Origin of the sequence: Cellulosilyticum sp. I15G10I2, assembly GCF_900095725.1 — a bacterium.
GTDB lineage: Bacteria > Bacillota > Clostridia > Lachnospirales > Cellulosilyticaceae > FMMP01.
Genome location: NZ_FMMP01000015.1, coordinates 127634 through 152775, shown reverse-complemented (window position 1 = coordinate 152775; position 25142 = coordinate 127634). Strand labels below are relative to the sequence as shown.

26 protein-coding genes are annotated in these 25142 nt (G+C 33.9%); 8 read left to right on the top strand and 18 right to left on the bottom strand.

The features are described from left to right. Positions 1–4: 4 nt before the first annotated feature. The 5 genes from BN3326_RS14905 to BN3326_RS14885 all read right to left on the bottom strand — a co-directional run bounded on the left by BN3326_RS14905 (position 5) and on the right by BN3326_RS14885 (position 2948). A complete protein-coding gene (locus BN3326_RS14905) occupies positions 5–1051 on the bottom strand; it encodes a phage tail sheath subtilisin-like domain-containing protein (protein ID WP_070000045.1) in 1047 nt (348 codons plus the stop codon). Then, positions 1048–1473, bottom strand: coding sequence for a phage tail terminator family protein (locus BN3326_RS14900; protein WP_070000044.1), 426 nt, complete (start codon positions 1471–1473; stop codon positions 1048–1050). The genes BN3326_RS14905 and BN3326_RS14900 overlap by 4 nt, the downstream gene beginning before the upstream one ends. Before the next feature lie 70 nt (positions 1474–1543). After that, positions 1544–2017, bottom strand: coding sequence for a phage scaffolding protein (locus tag BN3326_RS14895; protein ID WP_070000043.1), 474 nt, complete (start codon positions 2015–2017; stop codon positions 1544–1546). 201 nt (positions 2018–2218) lie between these two features. Continuing rightward, positions 2219–2662 carry a sigma factor-like helix-turn-helix DNA-binding protein gene (locus tag BN3326_RS14890; protein WP_070000042.1) on the bottom strand — a complete coding sequence of 148 codons (444 nt, stop codon included), beginning with the start codon at positions 2660–2662 and terminating at the stop codon, positions 2219–2221. 76 nt (positions 2663–2738) lie between these two features. After that, complete coding sequence (locus BN3326_RS14885) at positions 2739–2948, bottom strand: helix-turn-helix domain-containing protein (protein WP_070000041.1); 210 nt, start codon at positions 2946–2948, stop codon at positions 2739–2741. 269 nt (positions 2949–3217) lie between these two features. On the opposite strand from BN3326_RS14885, the gene BN3326_RS14880 reads away from it, so the two are divergent. Next, positions 3218–3589 (top strand): helix-turn-helix domain-containing protein, encoded by a 372-nt coding sequence (locus tag BN3326_RS14880; RefSeq protein WP_070000040.1) that lies wholly within the window; start codon positions 3218–3220, stop codon positions 3587–3589. Positions 3590–4096: 507 nt separating this feature from the next. Then, complete coding sequence (locus tag BN3326_RS14875) at positions 4097–4297, top strand: hypothetical protein (protein ID WP_070000039.1); 201 nt, start codon at positions 4097–4099, stop codon at positions 4295–4297. 148 nt (positions 4298–4445) lie between these two features. Here BN3326_RS14875 and BN3326_RS14870 read toward each other — a convergent pair whose 3' ends face one another. From BN3326_RS14870 to BN3326_RS14825, 10 genes are all read right to left on the bottom strand, one after another. Continuing rightward, entirely contained in the window at positions 4446–5366 is a 921-nt protein-coding gene (locus BN3326_RS14870; RefSeq protein ID WP_070000038.1) for a CPBP family intramembrane glutamic endopeptidase, read from the bottom strand. Between the two features lie 100 nt (positions 5367–5466). Next, complete coding sequence (locus tag BN3326_RS14865; protein ID WP_070000037.1) at positions 5467–6414, bottom strand: type I phosphomannose isomerase catalytic subunit; 948 nt, start codon at positions 6412–6414, stop codon at positions 5467–5469. Between the two features lie 15 nt (positions 6415–6429). After that, positions 6430–8151, bottom strand: coding sequence for a phospho-sugar mutase (locus BN3326_RS14860; RefSeq protein WP_070000036.1), 1722 nt, complete (start codon positions 8149–8151; stop codon positions 6430–6432). A gap of 145 nt (positions 8152–8296) precedes the next feature. Continuing rightward, the gene (locus tag BN3326_RS14855; protein WP_070000035.1) at positions 8297–8986 is read right to left on the bottom strand and encodes a GntR family transcriptional regulator; all 690 of its coding nucleotides are present in this window, start codon (positions 8984–8986) and stop codon (positions 8297–8299) included. Then, on the bottom strand, positions 8967–9872 hold the full coding sequence (ispE, locus tag BN3326_RS14850) for a 4-(cytidine 5'-diphospho)-2-C-methyl-D-erythritol kinase (protein WP_070000034.1): 906 nt from the start codon (positions 9870–9872) through the stop codon (positions 8967–8969). Before ispE ends, BN3326_RS14855 begins: the two co-directional genes overlap by 20 nt. A 201-nt stretch (positions 9873–10073) precedes the next feature. After that, complete coding sequence (locus BN3326_RS14845) at positions 10074–11645, bottom strand: DUF3794 and LysM peptidoglycan-binding domain-containing protein (protein WP_070000033.1); 1572 nt, start codon at positions 11643–11645, stop codon at positions 10074–10076. Between the two features lie 197 nt (positions 11646–11842). Beyond that, positions 11843–12850, bottom strand: a complete 1008-nt coding sequence (gene yabG / locus BN3326_RS14840) for a sporulation peptidase YabG (protein ID WP_070000032.1) — start codon at positions 12848–12850, stop codon at positions 11843–11845. Positions 12851–13109: 259 nt separating this feature from the next. Then, positions 13110–14840 carry a phospho-sugar mutase gene (locus tag BN3326_RS14835; RefSeq protein WP_070000031.1) on the bottom strand — a complete coding sequence of 577 codons (1731 nt, stop codon included), beginning with the start codon at positions 14838–14840 and terminating at the stop codon, positions 13110–13112. Positions 14841–14896: 56 nt separating this feature from the next. Next, positions 14897–16267, bottom strand: coding sequence for a PEGA domain-containing protein (locus BN3326_RS14830; protein ID WP_070000030.1), 1371 nt, complete (start codon positions 16265–16267; stop codon positions 14897–14899). Between the two features lie 143 nt (positions 16268–16410). Continuing rightward, entirely contained in the window at positions 16411–17403 is a 993-nt protein-coding gene (locus tag BN3326_RS14825) for a CotS family spore coat protein (protein ID WP_070000029.1), read from the bottom strand. Between the two features lie 206 nt (positions 17404–17609). On the opposite strand from BN3326_RS14825, the gene BN3326_RS14820 reads away from it, so the two are divergent. From BN3326_RS14820 to BN3326_RS14805, 4 genes are all read left to right on the top strand, one after another. After that, positions 17610–18566 (top strand): DUF4340 domain-containing protein, encoded by a 957-nt coding sequence (locus BN3326_RS14820; protein WP_070000028.1) that lies wholly within the window; start codon positions 17610–17612, stop codon positions 18564–18566. Positions 18567–18669: 103 nt separating this feature from the next. Next, a complete protein-coding gene (locus tag BN3326_RS14815; RefSeq protein WP_070000027.1) occupies positions 18670–19503 on the top strand; it encodes an amino acid ABC transporter substrate-binding protein in 834 nt (277 codons plus the stop codon). 138 nt (positions 19504–19641) lie between these two features. Then, entirely contained in the window at positions 19642–20295 is a 654-nt protein-coding gene (locus BN3326_RS14810; RefSeq protein ID WP_242876011.1) for an amino acid ABC transporter permease, read from the top strand. Between the two features lie 12 nt (positions 20296–20307). After that, a complete protein-coding gene (locus BN3326_RS14805; protein WP_070000026.1) occupies positions 20308–20991 on the top strand; it encodes an amino acid ABC transporter ATP-binding protein in 684 nt (227 codons plus the stop codon). A gap of 86 nt (positions 20992–21077) precedes the next feature. On the opposite strand, the gene BN3326_RS14800 is transcribed toward BN3326_RS14805, so the two are convergent. Then, on the bottom strand, positions 21078–22439 hold the full coding sequence (locus BN3326_RS14800) for a CCA tRNA nucleotidyltransferase (protein WP_070000025.1): 1362 nt from the start codon (positions 22437–22439) through the stop codon (positions 21078–21080). Between the two features lie 410 nt (positions 22440–22849). Here BN3326_RS14800 and BN3326_RS14795 point away from each other — a divergent pair, with 410 nt between their 5' ends. Both BN3326_RS14795 and BN3326_RS14790 read left to right on the top strand, forming a co-directional pair. Beyond that, a complete protein-coding gene (locus tag BN3326_RS14795) occupies positions 22850–23752 on the top strand; it encodes a ParM/StbA family protein (protein ID WP_070000024.1) in 903 nt (300 codons plus the stop codon). Continuing rightward, positions 23740–24108, top strand: coding sequence for a hypothetical protein (locus BN3326_RS14790; protein WP_070000023.1), 369 nt, complete (start codon positions 23740–23742; stop codon positions 24106–24108). The genes BN3326_RS14795 and BN3326_RS14790 overlap by 13 nt, the downstream gene beginning before the upstream one ends. Before the next feature lie 87 nt (positions 24109–24195). Here the strand turns inward: BN3326_RS14790 and ahbB are convergent, their stop codons facing one another. Together ahbB and ahbA are read right to left on the bottom strand one after the other, a co-directional pair. Beyond that, positions 24196–24681, bottom strand: a complete 486-nt coding sequence (gene ahbB / locus BN3326_RS14785; RefSeq protein WP_070000022.1) for a siroheme decarboxylase subunit beta — start codon at positions 24679–24681, stop codon at positions 24196–24198. 4 nt (positions 24682–24685) lie between these two features. Next, entirely contained in the window at positions 24686–25141 is a 456-nt protein-coding gene (gene ahbA / locus BN3326_RS14780) for a siroheme decarboxylase subunit alpha (RefSeq protein ID WP_070000021.1), read from the bottom strand. Position 25142: the final 1 nt, after the last annotated feature.

Sequence of the window (25142 nt, the reverse complement as noted above, 5' to 3'; positions counted from 1 at the left end):
CTCCTTATTTTAAGTTCACTGTAATATAGAATTTCTCAGCACTGTCTACCGGCTGAATATAACTATTGATAATAACGGCATCTGTGTCCGCCCCTGCCAAGACTGTTACATCTTCCGGCGTAAAGTTCTGAATCGCCTGTAGTCTTTGAAGCTCCTTGAAATAATCAATAAGGCTTGCTCTTAAAAGACTTCTGCCTTCATCATTGTTATTTACTTTACCCATATAGCTGGCTTCGAAGATGCTTGTTACATCATTATTGACATTATCAATAATTCTAACTACCCTGTTTTTTCTAAAGTCTTTTGCTTTATCTGCTGTAAAAGTTGTAAACGAGTTGATATCATACACTGCCGTTACATTTTGGTTAAAGTCAGATTTAAAGATAAATTCACCAGCATTAACTGCTGCTTCCATCTGAGTTTTTGTCATTTTAGGTGCAGCATCTATAGCTCCTATATATTTTTTGTTCGTATTAGACTGATTGATTCTAGCACCAGCAGTCGCTCCGGCTACCCAAGCTGTACACTGTGCTGCTGATAAAATCTTATTGTCCGAAAGTTTAACCCCATTAACTACATTTATGATAGCTTCATCATCTGCTTTATAATTAGCTAAAACAGCCTGTACATATTTGCCTTCATCTGCTCTTAGAGCTTTTACCCATGAAGTAACAGTCGCTTTATTTGCTGCAAAGTTGTCTCCGTCAAATGGATAAGCAAATACATTAAAATCTTCTGTTTTAAAAACATTTAGGCAAGCGTCCAAGTCCTCTATGGTATGTGAAACACCTAAATTATAGACGATAACAGACTGTGCACACTTAAGTGCTTCAGTCACTAGTTCATAGTCTGCTGCTGTCGGTGCTTTTTCTTTAAGTTCGCTCGATGTAGCTGTCTCATAATATAAATCACCTTTTTCTCCTACACTTAACTCCACTGCCAAAGCTACAGTCCCACGGTCCCCTGGCATAATCGAAAGTGGCTTATTAGTCAAAAAATTAATATATACCCCTGGTAATACTTTATTTTGTGAAGTCCATGTTCCACTCACTTTACATCACTCCTTAGTTCAAATTGTTCTATATCTCTCATACGATTTAATGGCTCTTCTATCATTTCTGTATAGCTGATATCAAATGCAAAGTGTATTTTTCCTTCTTCCAGGCTACACTTCTTATTTTTGATTCTCACCTTAAAATTATCTTGCTCCAATAGATCAAACTCTTTTAAAAGAGTTAATTGAATCAAATCTATAGCCACTTTATCCTGTGCTATATCAGATGAATAAGTAATGTCAAATGATAAAAAGCTGCTAAATCTAGTGTTTAACAACTTTTTATAGGTTTGACTTTTTAGTTGTATTAGAAATGACGGTGTTTGGGAAGTTGAGGGAATTTCTATATCATATATTGGTGTCTGTGGATACAGTATCTGTAACTTTGTCCTAATACATGACTTAATTTGACTAATCATACTGGTTATTCACCCCATTCTCCTGCTATATTTATTTTTATTAAAGCTCTTAGAATCTTAGTTGATTAGCTTAACTTGTAATAATAAATTCTGCATACTTTGCTTTGATTGCTTCATATTGCTCATCCAAGCCTTTAATAGATCCATCTTCCTCCAACACTAGTTTATCTTTATTGAATGCGTTTATTAGCAGTTGATGATATTTAGCATCAAAATCTTCGAGCTTTTTGCTCAGGGCATTGTCAAAAATAAGACTGCATAGCTGGGAATCATAGTCTATTTTTATTGTGTCTATCTTCATTCTATAGGCATCTATTTCAGCCTTTAGAATTTCATTATAGTCATTAAGCTTCTGCCATCTATCTATTTCAGAATTAGCTAATTCTAGTTGTTTTTTTAACAGTTCATATTGCTTTTTTAGTTTAGTATATCGCTCATCAGCTCGTTCTAATGAGGTGGTGTAAACTTTAGCTCGCTTCATACCTGTTATGATTTTTTTAATGATTTCTTGATCTATTCCTAAATCAACTAATAATTTTTTCATTTTACTTTTCCTCCAATACGCTTTTTAGGTGGTTGCATCACATTTGAATTGTTACTACTCCATTCTTTTAGGTCTTATGTATAGTTATAAAAGACAAAACTAAAATTTTAGCTGTTAATATTTGTTTTTGTCTACATTAACATAGTATCACTTCTAAATGGTATTTTTCAGTACACTAAAAATATAAAAATAGGGTATTTTTTAGGTATAACTCCGCTTATATAAAAAATCATTTAGTCTATTAAGTATGATTACCCTGTTTTTTTTAACTGTTTCTTCACTTACATCCAATTTATAAGCTACCGTATTTATTTTATATTTTTTAAAATATCTAAGTTCTATCAGTTCCGACTGTTCTTCTGTCAACATAGTCAGCATATTATCTATTTTTTCTAGCTGTATTTCTTTGCCTCTTCTTAGTTTTTTAAGATAATTTAACTTTTGTTCCTTATTAATAACTTCATTTTCTATTATGCTATTAAACTTGTAAGTGCTTGTACTTGCTTTGATAGCTGTAAGGCAGCCTGCACTTAGCCCTGTATATTCATTTTCAAATGACTCTATATCCAGTTCAATATCCCTAATCTCCGCTTTGATATCATTGTATCCATATAACATATCTTCTATCTCTTTGTATTTTTTCATTATGTGTCCCCTCTTTCACATTGTATTCTTTAGTAAAATCTTTTTAAGAATAGAATATATTCTCATCATTCTCTATCTAGCTTTTATACAAATCCTCATTAATTAAATCGTTTGGTGTGACTTTTAGAGCCTTGCATAGATTACATACTATCTTCACACTAGGATTATCATATTTTCCATTCTCAAGTTCTGTAATATAGCCTCTCGCAATGCCTGATTGATAACTTAATTGCACCTTAGAAAGTTTTTTTTTCTCTCTTATCTGTTGTAAATAGAGTATATTCATTGACGATATTTCTCCTTTTTATCTTGTAGTATAATTGATAATAATATATACATTATGATTTACATACTATTCTAGAAATTTGAAGTAGCTATCTTTAGATATTATCATAATTTATCTTTATGATAATATTTTACTTATCTTTAAGATAAATTTCAATAAGTTTTTAATTATTTATCTTTATAACTTTATAATGTGTCTTTATTTATGCTTTTTATTTGAATTGATTATTTGTATAGTGTATAATTTATACAAGAAAGTAGGTGCTTATTGTGCTTAAAATACATGAAAATATAAGAAAATTAAGACTTGAGAAAGGTTATAATCAAAAAGACTTAGCAGATAAAATGGGAGTTACTGTTACTGCCGTTTCAAATTGGGAAAATGGAAATAGAATTCCAGAAACAGTGACATTAGATAAATTAGCTGATATTTTCAATTGTACAACAGACTACTTACTAGGACGTACAGAACATAGAGATTCTAAAATATATTCGGGAATGAAAGATGGTAATATTATAGAAATAGAAATTCACAAGAGCTATCCCCATAATCTAAAACCTAATGAAGTGGAGAAATTAATAGAGAATTTATCTGCTGTGGGATTTGATGTGGAAAAATTAATTAAGAATATAAAAGATTGAAAGCTAACAATAATTTTAAATAAAAAATACCCTACAGCGTAGACTGACATAAAGAGTCTATCCTATAGGGTATTTCTTTGTATAATTAACTAAAAGTATAGGCTAAGCAAGATGAAATAAAGATAAAATCCTGAAAAGCCCTATAAGAATTAAATTTGGAGATTGACTAATATATGATTTATTATAATTACTATCGTTATCATTGGGAATTAAAAAGAATGACTCCTACTCAATGCAGTTACCATTTCTTAATATCAGCATAGTCTTTTTATATTGTCTTTTACAAAAGATATATCTTAAATACTATTGGTAGCTTTTTTTCAAATAGTTCTGTAAACAGACAATTACATAAGGTATAAATTTATAATATAATTGTAAATATTCCTTTTTTTGCTATAAATTCTATCAATACATAAATTCTCCTATTTTTCGACTTAATTATAAAAATAATATATAACTTACATAAAGTTCTAATAATTTTATTTATAGAAGGAGAGGTTTCTCAAAATGGAAAATATTTATAAATACATATTAGATGTTAAGGTAAATAATTTAAGTAAGTATAATTCAGTTGAATTAATTTCAAATAAGATGCATTTAAATGCATCTGTATCTACAAATCATTTAAAAAATGTAGATACAGATATAAATACTTCAAATACTGATCCTCTATCAACAAGTGGGCATTACAACCGACCTTTTAGATAGCTAATTTACTTTGTCTGTACTATTAGAGGTCTCAAGGTTTTACAGATACAAAGACGCATGCATTCTTCTTGTGTTATAATATATTTCAAAATATTTAAAGGTTTTTTCTAAACATGTTTAGGATTCTCACTATAATTCATCAAAAGTATCAATGTGATGATATAAAAGCAGCATTTCTAAGTAACCTATAAAGACTATAAGCAGCACCCAAAAAGATAATCGTCACGATGATACTCGCCTCAGGGCCAAAGTTGCCTCCTGTAATCAGCTCGGACTCTTCTGGTAAGTACGTTATGAATAAACTGCTCCCACCTAGCTCTATGCCACTTACTAAACATCCAAATAAATTACCCTGTGCGAAGTTCCATGCACTATGCCAGCCGCAGACTCCCCAGATACTATCTTCATATATTGCATACAACGTGGTAAAGATCCCAACTAATATAATATTCATAAATCCTATGAAGCTAATCCCACTATTACCTAGATGCAGTGCTGCAAAATAAACTGAGGAGGTAATGATTGCAAATTTTGCTCCTTTTCTTACGGCAAGTGCAGGTAGCATATACCCTCTTAGCAGTATCTCTTCTGATGCCCCTTGTATCACCCACGCCAGAAGCATAAATAGGAAGGGAAGCATACTCCTTAAGCTGATACCTTGAAAACTTACCTCGCCATCTGTACTTAAAACAATAATTGCAAGTGAGCTACCAAACATCATTATGCCTAATACAAACCCTCTTAAATACTGCCCCAGACTATAAGTAGTGATAGAAAGTCCCAGTGTACTTATCTTTCTTTTCTCCTTAAACTTTACAATTAAAAAAACCAATACAATAGCAAATCCTGTGCCAATCATTAACTCTATTGGCAGGTAAAATGCAGGGTCAAACCAGTCTTTTAGATAAAATAATCCCATCCTTCGAATGAATATTGCGGCGCCAAAACCGCCTATTACTAGTACAATAACTGGCATAATCAAAATAAAAAAGGTTGAGGAGAGCTTTTTATGCTTTTCTTTTGCTACATCCCTAAATAAGCTTTGTTCTGAACGAAAGATATCTTTCATGACCTACTTCCTCTCTTTTTAGATAGGTTCTTAAACACTTTTGATTTTTTTAAGCCACAGTATGCATACTGTGGCTTTATGTCTAATGATTCTAATGTATTTATAGCGTTGATAAAATAATTTTGCTGCTGCCTTCTATCTTATAGTCACCATAACTTGCTGGAATAAAAATAGACTCACCTTTTGCAGCATATAATGTGTCTTTATGCGAATAAATCCTAACGTCTCCTTCTAATATTAAAAGTGAATGAAAAGTTGTATGGTCTGCATGCATTACAGCTTCAGCTTCAATCTCCACCAGTTCTACCGTAAAGTATTTACAAGCAGCAATAACACCTCGTGAATAACCCTCATGTTTTTCTAAGTTATAGTCTACCTTGGCTTTATCTGCTTTTTTCAAATGGGTTACTTGGAGTGCTTTTTCTACATGCAGTTCTCTTGGCTTACCATCTACACCTACTCTTCCATAGTCGTATACTCTATAAGTGACATTAGAGCTCTGCTGAATCTCTGCGATCATAATACCCTTGCCTATTGCATGCATCGTCCCAGGATTAATGAAGAACACATCTCCTTTTTTTACAGGCACACTATTTAGCACCTCTGTTAAGGTATTATCTATAATATGCTGTTCAAATGCCTCTTTAGATATATCTTTTTTGAAACCATAAACGAGCCTTGCATCTTCTTCAGCTTCTAAGACATACCACATTTCTGTTTTGCCGAAGTCTCCTTCATTTGTGAGTGCATAGTCATCATCAGGGTGCACCTGTACAGAAAGATTATCTTTTGCATCAATAAGCTTGATAAGAATAGGTAAATCATCCTGTGAGGCAGCTTTGCTCCCTAGAAAATTCTTGCCCTTAATCCAATTGGCTAATGTTTCTTTCTCATGTGCCCCTTCTGCTATCTTGCACTGACCATCTTTATGGGTAGAGAGCTCCCAACTTTCTGCCATAACCTCTAAATCACTTTTTTTATGATAAAGTGTTTTGAGCTTATCCCCACCCCAGATATAGTCCTTAAATACTGGGTTTAATTTTAACATATTCTCCTCCAAATATTACTGCATATTAAGCAAACTATTGATATCCTTAACAAATGCCTCTGTTTTTTGCTCTGCATCTACTAGATTTTGGCCTACGACTGAAGTATATATCTTAATCTTAGGCTCTGTTCCTGATGGTCTTACTACAAACCAGCTGTTATCTTCTAAAATAAATTTGATAACATTTGATTTTGGAAGATTAATAAGTTCTATACTGTTTTCATCTGCATTATATCTTTGAGAAAGCTGATAATCCTCTGATATTACAATCTTAGTAGCCCCGATTACTCTTGGTGCATGATCTCTTAGATTGGCAATAATACTTGTAATCTTTTCTTGCCCATCTTTACCCTCCATTTCAAGAGAGATAAGATGCTCTTTATAGTAACCATATTTTTTAAATAAATCCTCTAGCGCTTCTGATAGGTTCTTGCCTTTTGTTTTATAGTAAAGTGCCATTTCTGCAATAAGTACAGAGGCAATAACAGCATCTTTGTCTCTTACAAATCCGCCGGCTAAATAACCATAGCTTTCTTCAAAGCCTAAAACAAAATTATTTGAACCCGTCATTTCAAATGCTTCTATTTTTTCTCCTATATATTTAAATCCAGTCAGTACATCCATAAGCTGAACATCGTAGTTCTCTGTAATTCTTCTAACCATCTCTGTTGTAACAATCGTCTTAATGATCGTATCTTTTGAGCTTAAAATACCTTCTCCAGCTCTTGCATTAAGGATATATTCTGATAGAAGTATCCCTACTTGATTGCCTGTTAAAACTTTATATTCTCCATTTGCTTCTTTGACTACAACACCTATTCTATCACAGTCTGGATCAGTTCCAAATATGAGGTCTGGGCAGACTCTCCTTGCCATATCTATTGCAATATTAAATACTTGTGGGTTTTCTGGATTGGGGTAAGGTGCTGTTGGAAAATTGCCATCTGGTTCTTCTTGTTCTTTAACAATTGTTACATCTGTAAAACCTAAGTTCTTAAGCATTGTTCTTATAGGTACATTGCCGCTTCCGTGTATAGGCGTATAGATGATTTTAAGTTCACTCGCTCTTTCTTTTACAAGACTTTTTCTAATAACGAGACTTTCTACTTTTTCATAATAAGCCTTGTCAACTTCTTCTCCTATGTAAACAAGAAGTCCTTTTTCCTCGGCTTCTCCTAATGCCATTTGTTTGATATCTGTAAAAATATCTGTTTTATCTATAAACTCTAAGACCTCTTTGGCTGCTTGATCTGTAATCTGTCCACCATCATTGCCATATACCTTATAGCCATTGTATTCTTTAGGGTTATGCGAAGCTGTAATAACAATCCCCGCTTCTGCTTTCATATATCTTACGGCAAAAGACAATATGGGTGTCGGTCTAAGACTTTCATATAAGTACACCTTAACACCAGCTGCTGCTAATACTTTTGCTGCAGTCTCGGCAAATATATCTGACATATTTCTAGAATCATAGGCAATACAAATACTTGGTTTCTCAAAGTTAGTCACTAAATACGCTGCAAGTCCTTTTGTTGCCTTTGCAACCGTATAAATATTCATCCTATTGGTTCCTGCTGCAATCTTACCTCTAAGGCCCCCTGTACCAAATTCAAGGTTTTTATAAAATCTATCCTCTATCTCTTTTTCATCTGTTAGTGCTTCTAATTCATTCTTAGTTGAAATATCAACTGCAGCATGCTGAGTCCACATTTGATACATAGCTTTATAATTCATGTTTATCCCCTTCCTAAACACAGATATCGTAGTCTTTTAACTTCCTCATTTTAACACCAATTAACTTATAATTCTATAATATAAATTCCCAAAAATAAAAAAAGAGCCTTATTTTTCTTTATAGAAAATGGCCCTTATACAATCGTTAGTTTTCTTCTGTCACTTTACTTTTAATAAAACGCATAATAGATACACACTGTGTTTGTATATGCTTAGCTGCTATTTCTTCAGCTAAAACTTCATCTCTTCTTTGAAGCGCTTCTAGGAGCTGTAAATGCTCTGCGTGAACCAGTTCACTTTCTCCTGTATTCTTAAGATACGCAATACGGTACCTATGCACTTGTTCTCTTAAGTTGTTAAAGAGCTGAATAAGCTTATCATTTTGTGAAGCATTAAATATTGTCTCATGAAACTCTACATCTTTTTCAATCATAGTCTCTATATCTTTTTCTCTTGCTGCATAATCGTACTCTGTTATTGCAAGCTGCAATTTTAAGAACGCACGGTCATCCATTCTCTTACAGGCTATTTTAGCAGCAAGCGCTTCTAGTGCAGCTCTCACTTCTAATACATCTTGTATATCCTTTTCAGTAAACTGCGCAACTTGTGCCCCTTTTCTTGGTACCATAATCACTAGACCTTCTAGTTCTAATTTTCTTATGGCCTCTCTAATAGGCGTGCGGCTTACACCTAGTTTTTCTCCCAGCTGTATTTCCATAAGCCTTTCGCCGGGTTCTAGTTCACCTGTTAAGATTGCTTTTCTTAGTGTTTGAAATACAATATCTCTTAATGGTAAATACTCATTTATTTTCATGCTATAAGTATCTTCTATCATTAACATGCACCCCTTTTTGCATTTTAGAATAAGTAGTAGTTGTATACACATCGCGTACATTGCGCTGCAGTTTAAAATAGCCTGCTGCAGCATATGCTTTTTCTTTACTTTCAAATAACCCAAAAACTGTTGAGCCGCTACCACTCATCATAGCCCCTATTGCCCCATGTCTTATAAGATCTTCTTTAAAATCTTGTATAATTGGATACATAGGAATTGTAACCCCTTCTAATACGTTAACCATATTTGTTGCTATACTGTGCAGATTTTTATCTTGTATTGCTTTTATCGCTGCCTCTGTATTTGGATGCAAATGAATATTATTTATGTCTAGGTTTTTATAGACAACAGCGGTCGATACACTAATAGGCGGTTTAACTAGCACAACATGCGTATAAGGCATGGGTGAAAGTGGTGTTAGTACTTCTCCTATCCCTTCTGCCAGCACTGTTCCTCTTAATATGCAAAAAGGTACATCAGCACCCAACCTAAGCCCCATTTCCATAAGCTTTTCTCTATTGTACCTTGTATTAAATAGCTTATTTAATCCTATAAGTGTAGCAGCAGCATCTGTACTCCCACCCGCAAGACCTGCGGCTACAGGAATTCTTTTTGTAAGTTCTATAGCAACGCCTGTATTAATGTTTGCTTCTTCCAAAAAAACTTGTGCAGCACGATAGGCTATGTTTTTTTCATTGGTTGGAAGCCATGAATAATTTGCTTGCAGTCTAATACCTGATACCTTAGTTTTTCTTATATATAAAGTATCATATAAATTTATTGTTTGCATAATCATACGTAGGTCATGATAGCCATTGTCCCTTTTCCCAACTACATCTAATGTTAGATTAATTTTGCCCCTTGCTTTTAATATAATTGAGTTCATAGCACCCTCCCTCGTGTATGTTGCTTATTTGTTCTATTATAAACTTAGCTAAATCCTAAAGTCAATTAAAATGCATTTACTGTATACAAAATCCATTTATTCTTTATTTATTTAGTAATGTTTTTTTATATACTATAGATTTCAAAAAAATAAAGAGTTTTAATGTACTATAGAAGTACTTAAAACTCTTTAATATAGAAGTTAAAACTTTACTTTTTTAAGAATGATAATCTTTTGCCCTGTATGAAGTGCATCCGGCATATCTATTCCATTTATTTCTTGTATATCTTTAACAGATGTGTTAAACCTTTTTGCAAGCTCCCAGAGGCTATCTCCCTTTTTAACTTGATAAACAGTCATACTTGGATATTGATCTAATTCTTCTTTCGTCATATCCTCCAGACTTATTTCTTCAAGTACGTTTAGGTTACCTTTTGTATATATTTCTGCTGTACTATCGAGCATATATTCTACTACGACTTCTTTTTTACCTTGAGAATATATTTTAACATCTTTTGCCATAATTCTAGGTACTACACTCGCCTTCTTTGCGATACCTTTAACTTCTATTTCTTGAGCAAAAGGTACAATATTAACTGCCGTATCTATTACACTGCCTACTTCTTTTGCTATGTAGATAGTTTTTACTTCTAGTACCCCTTTAATTGTCAGCTTGTCATCTGCTATTAGCTTCTCTTCTACATTTGGCCTTATTACTACACTAAAGACTTCATTGTTTTCTGGTATAAAATTCTCTATCATAATAGCTTCTTTTTTAGGAATAGAAAGATGCACTCTATTATGAAGATTCATATACTCTAAAACTTTATCACTCGTGGATACTTTTTTGCCCGGACAATGTAAGTCACATATAGTTGGCTGAACAGTTTTATTAAACTTATAGTATTTTGCGGTAACAATAAATTCTGACTCTATCACTCTATCTTCGCCATCATAATCTGGTGCAACCTGCATATAAGAGGGCGCAACACTTAGTGTGCAGTCCCAAAAAACTTCCCCATCATCTTTTGGCAGGTCTACTCTTCCTTCAAAAGGAATTCTATGATTAATAATCTCTATTGTATCCTCGCCGCCTCCAGCTTTATACATTGTACTAACTTCGAGAATCCCATTATACATAAGTTCTGCTTCTGTTCTTTTAACTTGCTCTTCCTGAATTTGAACATAGCTTTTTAGAATTTCTGCGATACTAGGTTTTGCCTGCATAACAGTTAGGTCTTCTCTGACTATTACTCTATCTTCTTTTTCAGTACCTAAAGTAATCACTTCAATTTCTTCTTCTCTTGTTTGAATAGGGGCCTCTGTATCTATGCCGCAGATAACTGTGGTCTGTTTACTTCTTGTTGCAGCAGCATCAAGCTGCATAATAGCTTTAACATTTAGCTTTCTCTCATTTAATATGTTATAGCTCATATGTTCTATATCATATTCAAAGTCTATACGCTGATCTTTATCTACACCTTCTAAGATCACAAAATCTTCGAGCGGAATATTCCCCTTCATAGTATAGACATTACTTTCATTGTTCTCTGTTGTATAAAGCACTAAAATATCTATTTTACCTCTATACAAAATCCTATCTTGACTTACATCTAGTTGATCTATATTGACCTTGCCGTCTAATTGAAGTATTCTTTTCATGTCAGGTTTTCCATCTGGTACAATAATGTCACGTTCTTTGATCACTTGAACACTTTCTCTTCTTGTCATTTCATCTAATGTGATTGGCTTTCTTATCAGTTCTACTGACATTTTATTTCCCCCTCCTATAGCATTATATATACAAGTTTATGTATACATCTCTAAGTAATATGACTTTCCTTAAAAATTGGACTAACTACTACTAATTTTATATATATTCTCTCTTACTTAATAATATTCCTCTTGCGGACGGTTCTTTAAATTTTTTGTATGAAATCATTAAGAATAAGGACCTTAAGGGGTCCTTGTTATTTAAGTGGTATTGTATTTCCCATATAGTACATTATTTTTTCCTCAAACTCTTTATCTGTATCTGTGAAAATAGGTTTTTTGAGTTCCCTTTCTAGTTCTTCTTCTGTCATACTATCAATATCGAGATCCTTAATATACTCCACCTTCATACTTGGCTTTACTTGCTTGTTTTTTCCTTTTTGTTCTTCTACCACAGGACCTCCTCTTCTACATTTACCTATAATCTCATAACCTCCTAATCCATTAAATTTGGTAATCGTATTTTCTAGGGCATCTTCTATGGAAAGCACCTTATGAAATGGACATTGAGCTGCCTTTTCTACAATAAACACCGGGTCTAGTGCATGAATAAGTACTCTTCCTGGCGATGCTGCATAATCAGCACCTGCTGCAAGTATCCCTTCAAAATATGATTGACACGCTCCAGCAAATATAATTAAGTCATCCATACTTGGATTTATTGCCCGAGCTCTTTTCACAGACTCTATAAAATAATTAGAATTTCTATATTCATTAACATCATATAAACTTTTATAATGCTTATTAAGTGAATCATGGCCTGTAAGTACTAATATATCTGGAGAATACTTCTCCAGTAAATAACGTACTTTTTTAGGTTGCTCTGATTCCATAACATGTTCACCAATAGCGGGTATATCTAAGATTTTATAGTATTTAAGACATAGGTTTAAATAAAAAGCGTCTCCATCTATATGGAGAACTGTCCCTGTTTTTTGAAATCTAGGTAATTTTCCTTTCTTATTTTCTTCTCTTTCTCTCATGATTCTTTCTACATTTTGCTGAATAGTATTCATGATATTTGTCTCTTGATTTGTAAATCGCATCCCATCTGCAAGCTCAAGATCTTTGATTGGGGCATCTGCTATTACTCTATAAGATATGCCTTTTAACCGAGCTATTTGACTGGGTGAAATATATGTTATACGAAATAATATATCTTTCCCATAGGATAATCTAACAACATAATCCCCTATATTGAACATAGTTTTACACCTCTTTAAGCGCTCATTTATTACTATGTTTATTATGTTGAAGTAAGTTATATTCTTACTTTTTTGGTTTTATCTTTTGAAGCACTCTATCCCTCTAGAGTGACTGAAAACTATCTGTTATAGTTTTCTATAGGTCCGCAGGGGAATTTTAGGCTTGAGTCAGTTTTTGGACAGTCTGCAGCGGGCAGCATAGCAATGATAAAATTAAAGCAGCTCGTACAATCTATCGATTATACGAGCTGCTTTAATTTTATAACCAGGGTTCTATAATTTGTTTTACAGCGTTTTCGAGTGTTTCTACTTTGGCATCTGCATCTTCTATACTGCTGCCCTTTACCCCAAAATAAAATTTAATTTTAGGCTCTGTTCCGGATGGTCTTATGCACACCCAAGCATTATCATCAAGCTCATAATATAGAACATCGGATTTTGGAAGTAAAATGTCTTCTTCGCCTAAATCTTGTTCTAATCTCTTACTTGTCTCATAATCTCTTTTAGCAAGCACTGTATAAGAACTTATCGTGCTTATATTAAGCGCTCTCAAGTTCCCCATAATATCTTTTATCTTACCCATGCCTTCTATACCTTTTAATGTGATAGATAGGATTCCTTCTTTATAATAACCATATTTTTCATAGAGTGAGATAAGCGCCTCATAAAGGGTCATGCCTTTATCTTTATAATAAGCTGCCATTTCTGCTGACAGCATACAAGCGACTACTGCATCTTTATCTCTTGCATAAGTTCCAGCTAAACACCCATAGCTTTCTTCAAAACCAAAAACATAAGTCTTATCGCCTTTTTCTTCAAAAAGCCTGATTTGTTCACCAATATATTTAAAGCCAGTAAGCACTTCTATAACTTCTGCCCCGTAGCTTTTTGCAATAGCCCGTGTCATTTCTGTTGTAACGATCGTTTTAATAATAACACTATTAGGTGCCAGTTCTCCCTTTAACTTCTTTTGAGATACGATATAATCGGCAAGCATTGCTCCCATCATATTACCGGTAAGCACAACATACTCACCTTTTTGATCCCTTATAAGCACACCTACCCGGTCTGCATCGGGGTCTGTTCCCATGACAATGTCTGCACCTACTTTTTTGGCAAGTTCTATCGCCAGCGCAAAGGCATTCGTATCCTCTGGATTTGGGCTTTTTACTGTCGGAAAGTTTCCATTGGGCTCAGCTTGTTCATCAACTACATAGACATTTTTAAAACCTACTTCACTTAATATACGTCTGACAGGCTTATTACCTGTTCCATGAATAGGCGTGTAAACGATTTTAAAATCATCTGCTACCCTTTGAATAACCTCTAAGTTAATCGCCTGTTTTTTTACCTGCTCTATATACTTATCATCAACTTCTTGTCCTATCCACGTAAGTAATCCAGCCTCTACAGCTTCTTCTTCTGACATATGCTTAACATCATTAAAATCGGTGATCTTATTCACTTCTTCTATAATCATCTGGTCATAGGGTGCAATAACCTGTGCGCCATCTTCTCCATAAACCTTATAGCCATTGTACTCTGGTGGATTATGACTGGCTGTGATAACAACGCCGCCATGACACTTTAGCTCCCTGACTGCAAAAGACAGCTCTGGTACTGGCCTTAGGGATTCAAAGATATAAACATGAATACCATTGGCCGCAAATACTGCGCCAGCTTCTTTTGCAAATTCATAAGACATATTCCTTGAATCATACGCAATAGCTACTTTAGGTTCTTTACTATTTCTTACTTTGGTCAAATAATTAGCAAATCCTTGAGTAGCCTTTCTTACAACATAGATATTCATACGGTTTGTGCCCGCACCGATTACCCCGCGAAGTCCTGCTGTCCCAAATTCTAGTTCTGTATAAAATCTATCTTCTATTTCTTTTTCATCGCTTTCAATATTTCTTAATTCATCTTTTGTTATTACATCAAAATACTCATGTTCTAGCCAACTTTTATACTTATTCTTATAGCTCATTCTAACATCACCCTCCATATCATCATGTCTTTAATTACTTTACATAGATTATGTTATTAATCTGGTGTTAATACATATAAAAAGCTATTCTGATTATCACTGTTGTCAATAATAATGTTCGTATAATAGTTTTGATAGCCTGCCTTTTCGAGTGAAATCGCATAATCCCCAACTGGAAGTGTTGTTTTAAAAGGCGTTTGCCCCTTATAGATACCGCCAATATAAACGTATGCGCCCGAGGGGTCTGAAGAAATATTGATGGTGTATGTGTTATTAGAAGTATTTGTATTATTGGTACTACTTGAATTATTATTGTTTGTATTGCCATTATTACTATTATTAGAAGTATTACTTTCGCTCCCTACAGGAGATACAACCTCATCTTCTTCTTTTTCGAGGGTAATATTTAGATCAAAGGCAGTTCTATCAAGCTCAAGCTCTCTCTCCCAAGTTTTATAACCTTGGGCGCTTACTATAATAGTATACTTATCCTGTTTTACTGAAATGGGTTGTCCTTTTTTAAATGTCTGGTCGCCTACTTGTACACTATAATCCACGCCTTGATTCATTACAACAACATTTAGCTCTGTAAAAGCTTCTTTTGCATCTTTTAAAGTAATTTCAAGATGCTCTCCTGAAGCAAGTTCCACTTCTTCTGTAATAGGCTCATATCCTTTAATATCGACAAGGAGTTTATGTTTCCCTGGTGTAAGACTGATAGGTCCTACAATGTCTTTTAAAGCAATCATTCTTGTCCTATCTATTTCAAGTCTTCCTTCTAAACTTGGAAGATCTATTAATTCAATGCTGGCTGCACTTTGCAGCACCTGTACACTCCACACAGTGTCTTCTACCCCTTGGAGCTCCAAAATATCATATTCACCTATAAAAGCTGCCTTAATGCCTCTTCCATCCTCTTTAAACATCATGATGTCATCTGTAAAGTTATATGCCTTTTTACCAATAATAATTTCATTTTTAGAAGGATTAATGATTACACCACTTAATTCTGGTTTAACCCAGGTGCGTAACGTTTTATTAATAGCTAATATATTTTCTTTATCTGGCTGAAAAATAACTTCTACCAAATCGCCTGTTTTTATTGAGCTTAAAGGAATTATCCCGCCATATCCATCACTAATTTTTGTTGAGGATGCTATACTTCTAGTGATGTCTTGTTTTTTTTCTATATCAAAAGCTACAAGTTCTTCTTTACTGACTCTTTTTACTAACGCAATAATCGTAGAACTATATTCTACTTTTGGTTGTGGCGCATTTATGATATTACTTGCTTGCAAATGAGAGCTCGTACCACTTTTATCAACATAATATTTAATACCTGTAAACATCATTACCATAAGTACACTAAAACCTATAATAGAGGTAATAATCATACTCTTAACAAATGTCTTATTGTTTCTTCTCACACAATCACTCCTTTTTGCGGTATGATTTATAACGCTCTATATTCATTTTAACGTGTTAGTACGAAATGTCAATAAACTTACTTATTTTACTGGCTTTCCCATTCATTCCTCACTAAAACAAGCCCCTATTGCTAGGGACTTAGTTACCATGAATTTATAATTTTAGCTGCTTCTATTTGATGCTCCATATACACAATCATGTTCTGCCATTTTTGCTCAAACATATTATAATTCCATCTTCTTTTTGAGCCTAGGTATTTGGTGCATATGCTATTATATTTCTCTGGATAAATCATCATGGCCTTTAAAACTTCAAATTCTTCTTTTAATAGTGTGTTTCTACTATCATAGGCCTTAATAAGTTCGTACAATATTTCTATATTCCAATCATTTTTTTGCATAATTCTTCCCAGAATATAGGCTAAATCAATAATTTGAATATCATAACTACATGTATCTAGATTATTAATCATGTACTGCCCCATACTTGTTTTATTGACTGTATGATACGTATAGTCTTTATGAGCTATCGTCTGCTCATCTTTTACTCGCCTTACAAGCCTATCTGCTAATTCTCTATTGATGCCTCCTAATGCCATTTGTTCAAGGCATGTATAGGCATCACAATGATCTAAAAACAAAATTTCGAATTTTGATTTTTGCTTAAGGGCAGTAATACTTTTTTTTAATTTAGTATTTTGAATATTTCTTTTCGTATAATAATCATAAATATTTTTAATGCTTATCTTATCTATGTCTTTTACCTTACTTGAAACATTTTTTGCAGCCCTATGAAATTCTGCCAAGACATAAATAGTATTTTTGAGATCTTCAAAGTTCTTAAAATCAGTTTCTTCACCTTCTATGTAACCTTGCATGATATAACACTGTTCTCCAAAAACAGCATAGGGGACTCGTTTTTTCGTAGTATATATGGCATTTATACTTTTAAAATTACTATGTTTTAGATGTGTATCTACCTCATAATCAAATATGATTTGATCTTTAGGCAGATCTACTTTTCTTAATAAGAATTTACCTTTATTCGTTTCTAAATAATAGGCACTTCGTATATATTGGTATTTTCTTACACTTATATCATATTGAGATATAATCTCTTTATTTAATGGTCTCACTTTCTCCCCCCTTTTCATGCAATAATCATTTTAAATACGCATTCAGTTAATTCTCGTCTTTTTATTTATATGATATATACAGTGAAAAAATATCTATTTTAGTTTTATTTTTTACTGACCTCCTAATAATTTGCACTTCCATATGTTGTCACATATGGTATAATACTCATGTTGTATAAAACTACTTAGACTACAGAGGTGAACACATGAAACGTAAAGGATGGTTAGTCCCTATCTTATTTTTTTTCATATCTTTAACAGGATTAATTTTTTATCAAAAGCGCCAAGATTCTCGTTCATTTGCTGCTCCGACCAGCCTGCCCCCTATATTATGGTCTGAGTCTTCAGTAAATATTAATAAGATCCAATTTAGTGAATCGGGCCATCAAATAGAAGTGCTAAGAATTGCAGATGATTGGGAGTTATCGCAGCCTCTTGCTGCAAGAGCAGATCATTCTTTAATCTATAGTATTCTTTTAAATTTTAAGCAACCATCTTTAACTGAGGTCATTGACATTGACCCCGTTAATTTAAAAAATTATGGTATAGATGACTTTTCGGGGCGTATTACACTTTATACCAAGGATAATCATACTTACGAGCTCATGCGTGGAACACTTGCTGATCCATCTAACTATTATGTCTATTCACCTATGGCACATACTATTTATACTATGCCAAAGTCGGCGTTTAATAACATAAATACTGACCTTGCCATATGGCGCGACAAGCACCTTTTAAACTTTGATAAGAAAGATATAGATTACATAACTCTAACTTATAAAGAGAACACTTATACGCTTCTTCCCACTCAAGCTGATCAAACAACTTTATTTGAGTCTGAAGGATTAGATACCGAGGTTTTAAATAATCTCATTGATTTTTTTGAGATTTGCAAAGTTAAAAATTTTATTACAGACATAGCTTCCCCTAATCTTCTTAGGGCATATGGATTTGATACACCTACTCTCTCGGCTGAAATCACATTAAAATCTGGAGAAGTACTAACTGCTGTTATAGGTAATGTTATAAAAGAAGAAAACATATGTTACATTGTAGTTAATGGGTCAAACAGTATTGTTACTATTCCCTATTTTGATTTATCGCTCTTAAAGATTGAAAATATTGAAACAGAATTTCCTCCAAATATACTCTCTGAATAATAAAATAGATAACATAAAAAAAGTATTGACTTTATCGCTTTAGCGAGCTAAACTAGTTATGTGCTACATTAGTAAATATTTTTTATATCGGAGGATCTATATTATGAAAAATTTAATTAAAAAAGCTTTGCTTTTATCATTATCCGGAGTTCTTGCTCTTGGATTTACTGGCTGCGGTGGCCAAAATACTAGTAATGTTAATAATAAAACTGAAACATCTGGTGAAAGTACTCTTGACAAGAATGTTTGGATTGTTGGACTTGATGATTCTTTTGCACCTATGGGTTTTAGAGACGAAAAAGGTGAAATTGTTGGTTTTGACGTAGACCTTGCAAAAGCTTTCGGCGAAAAACTTGGGAAAGAAATTAAGCTTCAACCGATAGACTGGTCTATGAAAGAAACTGAGTTAAGCTCTGGTAACATTGATTTTATATGGAATGGTTATACGATTACGGATGAAAGAAAAGAAAAAGTAAGCTTCTCTATTCCTTATTTAAATAACAAGCAAGTTATAGTTACTTTAGCTGACTCTGCTATCAAGACTAAGGCTGATTTAGCAGATAAAAACGTAGGGGCACAAAATCAATCTAGTGCTGTTACTGCTATGGAAAAAGAAGCAGATCTTTATAACTCTTTTAAAGGTGGTAAAGCCGTTACTTTTGAAGATAATAACCAAGCCTTAATGGATCTTGAAGCTGGCAGGATAGATGCTGTTGTAGCTGATGAAATCTTACTTAGATACTACATTGCCTTAAAAGGTGAAGAAAAGTTCGCAGTACTTGAAGAAAACTTTGGTGATGAAGAGTACGGCGTGGGTATGAGAAAAGATGATCAAAAGATGGTAGATGCATTTAATGCAGCCTACGGCGAGCTAAAAGCAGATGGTACACTTGCAGCAATCTCTGAAAAATGGTTTGCTGAAGATATTACTAATTAATCTACATAGAGATTTAGAACATAATAAGCTATAGATATTTTAAATAAACAAAATGGGGCCGCAAGGAGATCTTAGTATTCTCCAGTTGCCCTTTCTCTATGACCAAAACCTATATAAGGAGGAGTTAGATTGGACAGTATGATGCATTTTTTAGAATACGTTAGTATGCTTATGCCTCAAGTTTTACATGGGTTACTCGTAACCTTACAGATCTTTGGACTTACTTTAATCGTTTCTATCCCACTCGGCGTTATTGTTGCACTGGGTCGGTTATCTAAGTTTAAAATTCTCAATAAACTTACTGGGCTCTATATACTAATAATGAGAGGCACTCCTCTTTTATTACAGATTGTATTTATTTACTTTGGACTTCCGCTGATTGGTATTAAGTTTGGCAGGCTTCCTGCTGCTCTTTTTGCTTTTTCACTTAATTATGCGGCGTATTTTGCCGAGATTTTTAGAGCGGGTATTCATTCTATTGACGGCGGTCAATACGAAGGGGCTGAAGTACTTGGTTTATCCCGTAAAGATACCTTTTTTAGAATTATATTTCCACAGGCTCTCAAACGTGTATTGCCGCCTGTTGGCAATGAGGTAGTAACATTAGTTAAAGATACGGCTCTTGTGTATATCTTAGGACTCGATGAACTCCTAAAAGTTGGTAAGATAGCCTCTAACAGAGATGCAACGCTGCTTCCTTTAGTCATCATCGCCTTTGTATACCTTGTATTAACTTATGTTCTGTCTAAGTTCATGACGCATATTGAAACGAAGTATGACTACTATAAGTAAGGAGAGGGTTTTATGCTAAAAATAGAAGGTTTACGCAAAAGCTTTGGCAATATACAGGTATTAAAAGGAGTAGACTTAGAGCTATTAAAAGGTGAAATCTTAGTTATAGTAGGACCATCTGGCGGGGGTAAGACTACACTTCTAAGAAGCATTAATTGTCTTGAAAAATGTGACGCTGGGACAATTGCTATAGAGGGCAAATACTTAGTGCATAACGGTGTTTATGCAAATAAAGCTGAACTTAAAGAAATTCGCAAAATGATTGGGATGGTTTTTCAAGGTTTTAACCTGTTTCCTCATATGTCTGTTTTAGAAAACATTATAGAGGCACCACTTAAAGTTTTGGGGATGACCAAAGAACAAGCTATCCCAAAAGCTCGGGAAATTTTAAACTTTTTAGGGCTTGCTGATAAGGAAAACAGCTATCCTTTTGAACTCTCTGGGGGGCAAAAGCAAAGGGTTGCCATAGGACGGGCGCTTGCACTTGAACCTAAGCTTATGTGTTTTGATGAGCCTACTTCTGCACTTGATCCTGCTTTAACGGATGAGGTGGCGAAGGTGATTAAGAGTTTAAGCGGTAAGGGCATGTCGATGCTTATTATTACCCATGATATGGAATTTGCGAAGAAAGTGGCGGATCGGATTATCTCGATTGATAATGGGGTTATTATTGATGCGCATATGTATGATAAGTAGTTGAGGTTATATGTCATTTGAATTAGGGCCGCAGAGGAATTTTAAAATTCCCCTGCGGCCCTAGAGGCTCATTATCTATCTTCATATCACTTCTTTTTCTTCTCATACTGCTCCAGACAATATGCAATCAGCCCACTCTTTTTATTAGCTTCCGGTTTTCTAATCACATAATCAAGCGCCTTTTCTAACAGTCTCCCTATAACTTCTCCTCTAGGAATACCACCCTCTATAAGATCTTGTCCCGTAATGGTGAGCATTGCTTTATTATAGCATTCTCCATTCTTAAGAATCTCTTCTTTAATAGCCTTTTGCTGCTCAATCATTTCTAATTTAGGTGCTAACTTCTGCGGATTTTGTGCCTTTACATCCGCAAATTGTACGATCATAAGCTGATCAAATAAATCTGGCCCCATAATACTAAGTAGCTTTTTGATACTAATTTTAGATATTTTGTTCCTTAGATGATAATCATGGTATTCTACCAACAAGGACATATCCCTTATTGTATGGTTATCCAGCCTCAGGTCTTTCAATACCTTTTTGAGGATCTTAACAGATTCTTCTGCATGATTATAAAAATGATCTATGCCTTTTTTATCTGTAGTCCGTGTATTTATCTTACCTATATCATGTAAAAAGAGTGTTAGTCTTAAAAACACATCCGGCGGAGTATGCTCCATAGCAACTATTGTATGCTCGGCTACATTATAGATATGATGAGGATGATTTTGAGGTGTCTGATATGCACCTATAAATTCTGGAACAATATATTGAAGCAGCTTTAACTCATAGAGTTTATGAATATGGCTTGGGCTAGGTGAGATACCTATCTTAATGAATTCATCGCGGATACGTTCTTTACTAATATGCATAAGCAAATCTTTACATTCTGATATGCCCTTTAGTGTACTTTCTTCTATCTCAAATTGCAGCTGTGCTGAAAATCGAATCGCACGAAGTATTCTAAGTGCATCTTCTGTGAAGCGCTCACTCGCATCCCTGACTGAGCGGATACATTTACGCTTTATATCTTCTATCCCTTTATAAGGATCTATAAAGCCCCTTACTGGATGATAGGCTATGGCATTCATCGTAAAATCTCTTCTTGATAAATCTAAAGTAATATCCTCTACAAAACTCACTTCTTCTGGTCTTCTAAAATCCTTATATTCCCCTTCAATACGATAGGTTGTAACTTCATAATGTTCATGGCTTAAAATGACTGTCACAGTACCATGCTTAATTCCTGTATCATAAGTTCTCTTAAATATATTTTTGATAGCTTCTGGTTTTGCAGAAGTTGTAATATCAAAATCATGAGGTTCTCTATGCATAAGCATATCCCTTACGCAGCCCCCTACAATGTATGCTTCATAACCTGCTTTTTCGATAGCAACTATAATTTCTAGTACATCTTTAGGTATCTTTTGATTGTAATTTATTGACATATTAAATCCTCTTCTCTATATAACACTTTAAACTTTCGTTGTATCTATTATATACCCATTCTTCCCATAACCCTATACATTTCTTATGGATTAATTCTTATTGTCTGCGCTACCGTATAGCGACTGAAAAATATTGCTAAAATAGGTTGGCATCAATAGCCCTCATCGTAAAAATGAGTGTGCGAGCTCTCGTATAAAAACGTATTAATTCATACTAGCTTATATTAACATATATGTACATCTCCTGGTAAAACACAGGATATCTCAATAGAAAACGTATGCGTAAACATATAAAAATAAGATTTTTCATATATGTTTATATACGAACACATATAAACTCGCATTGACATAATTGGAAAAATATGTTATTTTTATATAAGCAAAAATACATATGAAAAGGAGAATGACAAGTGGCACATATAGCGATCGACTTAGGTAATTTCAACGTAAAGACAAGCAATAAAACAATTTTCAGAGCAACATGCACACCCAAAAAGGACGGTACAACGGGCGGGATTGATAAAACTATAGAATACAAGGGCATAAAGTATTATATAGAAAAGGGTGAGTTTGACACTGAATTTAGTAAGAGTCGAAAAGAAGTATTACCCCTATTTCTATACGCATTGGGTAAAACAGTACCTGAAAATTTAAAAGTCATCAACGTAGTGGTTGGGTTGCCAATTAACCAAGTTTCAAATAGGGACGAGTTAATTGAGAAGTTAGAGGGGAACTTCACTTTTAAAATTGGTGGAGCAGACAGGCACATTATTGTAAAAGAAGTTAAAGTTGCACCTGAATGTGCAGGGGCAAGTTTGGCAATACCCGAGGATGTCCCACAGATTGAATACATACTTTTAGACGTTGGTGGTTTATCAGGTAATATGGCACTGTTCCAAGATGGTTTATATGTTAAAGGAGGTAGTATACCAAAAGGTATTTTAAATTTAGTTGCAGATATAACAAGCGCAGTTAACGCAGACTATCGTCTTAATCTTACCACAACACAGATGTATAGAAAGTTAGTAAACGATCATCTCCAAAACTCACAAGGTAAGATTGATCTTGAACCCTATCGCATCACCCACTTTATACCATACGTTGAGGAAATATTTAAAACTCTAACCCAACAATATGAGGGATTGACAACCCCTATATATGTTCTTGGTGGCGGACTTGATTTATTAAAGCCTTATGTTACTCAATATTTAAAGCAACACTCTGAATACAAAATGCAAGTATTCAATGATAATATGTTTTTAAATGTGAAAGGATTTGAAAAATTAGGAGACCAGATTGAATGGAAAAATTAGATGAGCCGAAGCAAATACCGTTAACATTTAAGAAGACCTCCCCAATAGAAGTCGCACTATACAATCATTTAAATAAACATCGCATGACATCCCGCGGTCAATATATAAAAAACACATTAATTGCTCAAATGTTTAGAGAAAATCCTGACATGATGGCACTATATCCCGACGTTGCAACAGCTTTAAAAGATTTATTGATAATAGCAGCACCGCATGATGTACCAAAAGATACAGCACCCCCTAAAGTAACACCTGTTACTATACAATCCGAAATAGTACCCGTTATGATACAAGAACCCTCAAACGTCCCTTCAGTTAAGGAAAAAAGAAATTCAATGTCAAGTTTACTAGGTTGATGAATTGGGGGCGTTACAAAACTAGTTAGAAACTGATTTTGTGACACCCCCTCTTTCATCTTCCATGCTTATGCGTATTTTTGTTTATTAAAAGTTATATTTTGCTTCAGCAAAGTACTTCATACTACTCTTTTTAAGTTCTTTCGTACTATAGAGTACTTCATATTTATAGATGGATACTTTACTTATAATTTGTACAATAATAGCCTCACACTTTTCAAAGGTTTCAGCATGAATCATGGAATAAATGTTATATGACCAGTCGGGTAATGTTTCTCTCTCATAACAATGACTAACTTGTGGGAATGAGGTTATTATATCAGTTACTTCAAATATGCTATCCTTTGGTACTTCCCATACAACCATTGCATTAGCTTTAAACCCTGCTGCGCGATGATGCAGGATACATCCTATTCTCCGTAAGTATTTCTTATCTTGCATCTCTTTTAACTTATCTAATAATTCTTGTTCTGAAATACCTAATTCATCTGCTATATATTTATAAGGCTCTGGTACCAAAGGCAAATCTTCTTGAAGCCTTCGGACAATAGCCCTTTCTAATATATTTTTCATATATTTATTCTCCCTTTATATTAAAGTTCACTCGAATTTTAAAGGTATTAACAGCACTTAAAACCATTACATGATTTATCTTAGTTTTATACTTTATCTCATCTACAATATCCCTAATTGAATTTATATCTAAGGCAGTTAAAGTAAACCACATATTATAGCCATGACTTCTTAAATAATTATGGGTAACTCCTTGATAGCTGTTAATCATACACGCTACTTCTTCAATTCGATCTTCGGGTACCTCCATAGCGCATAAAGTACTTGAGTAGCCCAAACGCTTAGAATCAAAAACCCCACCTAATCTACGAATGTAGCCTTTATTTTTTAGTTGGTTAATAAGAAGGATAACCTCATCTTCTGTCATATCTAGCTCTTTAGCTATAGTTAAAAAGGGTCTGGATTCTAAAGGGAAATCTATTTGCAGCTTGTTTAGTAACCTTCTAGCATTATCTTCCATC

Coding starts and splice junctions, on each gene's coding strand:
- BN3326_RS14900 (WP_070000044.1), bottom strand. CDS start 1,473: ATGATTAGTCAAATTAAGTCATGTATTAGGACAAAGTTACAGATACTG.
- BN3326_RS14895 (WP_070000043.1), bottom strand. CDS start 2,017: ATGAAAAAATTATTAGTTGATTTAGGAATAGATCAAGAAATCATTAAA.
- BN3326_RS14890 (WP_070000042.1), bottom strand. CDS start 2,662: ATGAAAAAATACAAAGAGATAGAAGATATGTTATATGGATACAATGAT.
- BN3326_RS14885 (WP_070000041.1), bottom strand. CDS start 2,948: ATGAATATACTCTATTTACAACAGATAAGAGAGAAAAAAAAACTTTCT.
- BN3326_RS14875 (WP_070000039.1), top strand. CDS start 4,097: ATGGAAAATATTTATAAATACATATTAGATGTTAAGGTAAATAATTTA.
- BN3326_RS14870 (WP_070000038.1), bottom strand. CDS start 5,366: ATGAAAGATATCTTTCGTTCAGAACAAAGCTTATTTAGGGATGTAGCA.
- BN3326_RS14865 (WP_070000037.1), bottom strand. CDS start 6,414: ATGTTAAAATTAAACCCAGTATTTAAGGACTATATCTGGGGTGGGGAT.
- BN3326_RS14860 (WP_070000036.1), bottom strand. CDS start 8,151: ATGAATTATAAAGCTATGTATCAAATGTGGACTCAGCATGCTGCAGTT.
- BN3326_RS14855 (WP_070000035.1), bottom strand. CDS start 8,986: ATGATAGAAGATACTTATAGCATGAAAATAAATGAGTATTTACCATTA.
- ispE (WP_070000034.1), bottom strand. CDS start 9,872: ATGAACTCAATTATATTAAAAGCAAGGGGCAAAATTAATCTAACATTA.
- BN3326_RS14845 (WP_070000033.1), bottom strand. CDS start 11,645: ATGTCAGTAGAACTGATAAGAAAGCCAATCACATTAGATGAAATGACA.
- yabG (WP_070000032.1), bottom strand. CDS start 12,850: ATGTTCAATATAGGGGATTATGTTGTTAGATTATCCTATGGGAAAGAT.
- BN3326_RS14835 (WP_070000031.1), bottom strand. CDS start 14,840: ATGAGCTATAAGAATAAGTATAAAAGTTGGCTAGAACATGAGTATTTT.
- BN3326_RS14820 (WP_070000028.1), top strand. CDS start 17,610: ATGAAACGTAAAGGATGGTTAGTCCCTATCTTATTTTTTTTCATATCT.
- BN3326_RS14815 (WP_070000027.1), top strand. CDS start 18,670: ATGAAAAATTTAATTAAAAAAGCTTTGCTTTTATCATTATCCGGAGTT.
- BN3326_RS14810 (WP_242876011.1), top strand. CDS start 19,642: ATGATGCATTTTTTAGAATACGTTAGTATGCTTATGCCTCAAGTTTTA.
- BN3326_RS14805 (WP_070000026.1), top strand. CDS start 20,308: ATGCTAAAAATAGAAGGTTTACGCAAAAGCTTTGGCAATATACAGGTA.
- BN3326_RS14800 (WP_070000025.1), bottom strand. CDS start 22,439: ATGTCAATAAATTACAATCAAAAGATACCTAAAGATGTACTAGAAATT.
- BN3326_RS14790 (WP_070000023.1), top strand. CDS start 23,740: ATGGAAAAATTAGATGAGCCGAAGCAAATACCGTTAACATTTAAGAAG.
- ahbB (WP_070000022.1), bottom strand. CDS start 24,681: ATGAAAAATATATTAGAAAGGGCTATTGTCCGAAGGCTTCAAGAAGAT.
- ahbA (WP_070000021.1), bottom strand. CDS start 25,141: ATGGAAGATAATGCTAGAAGGTTACTAAACAAGCTGCAAATAGATTTC.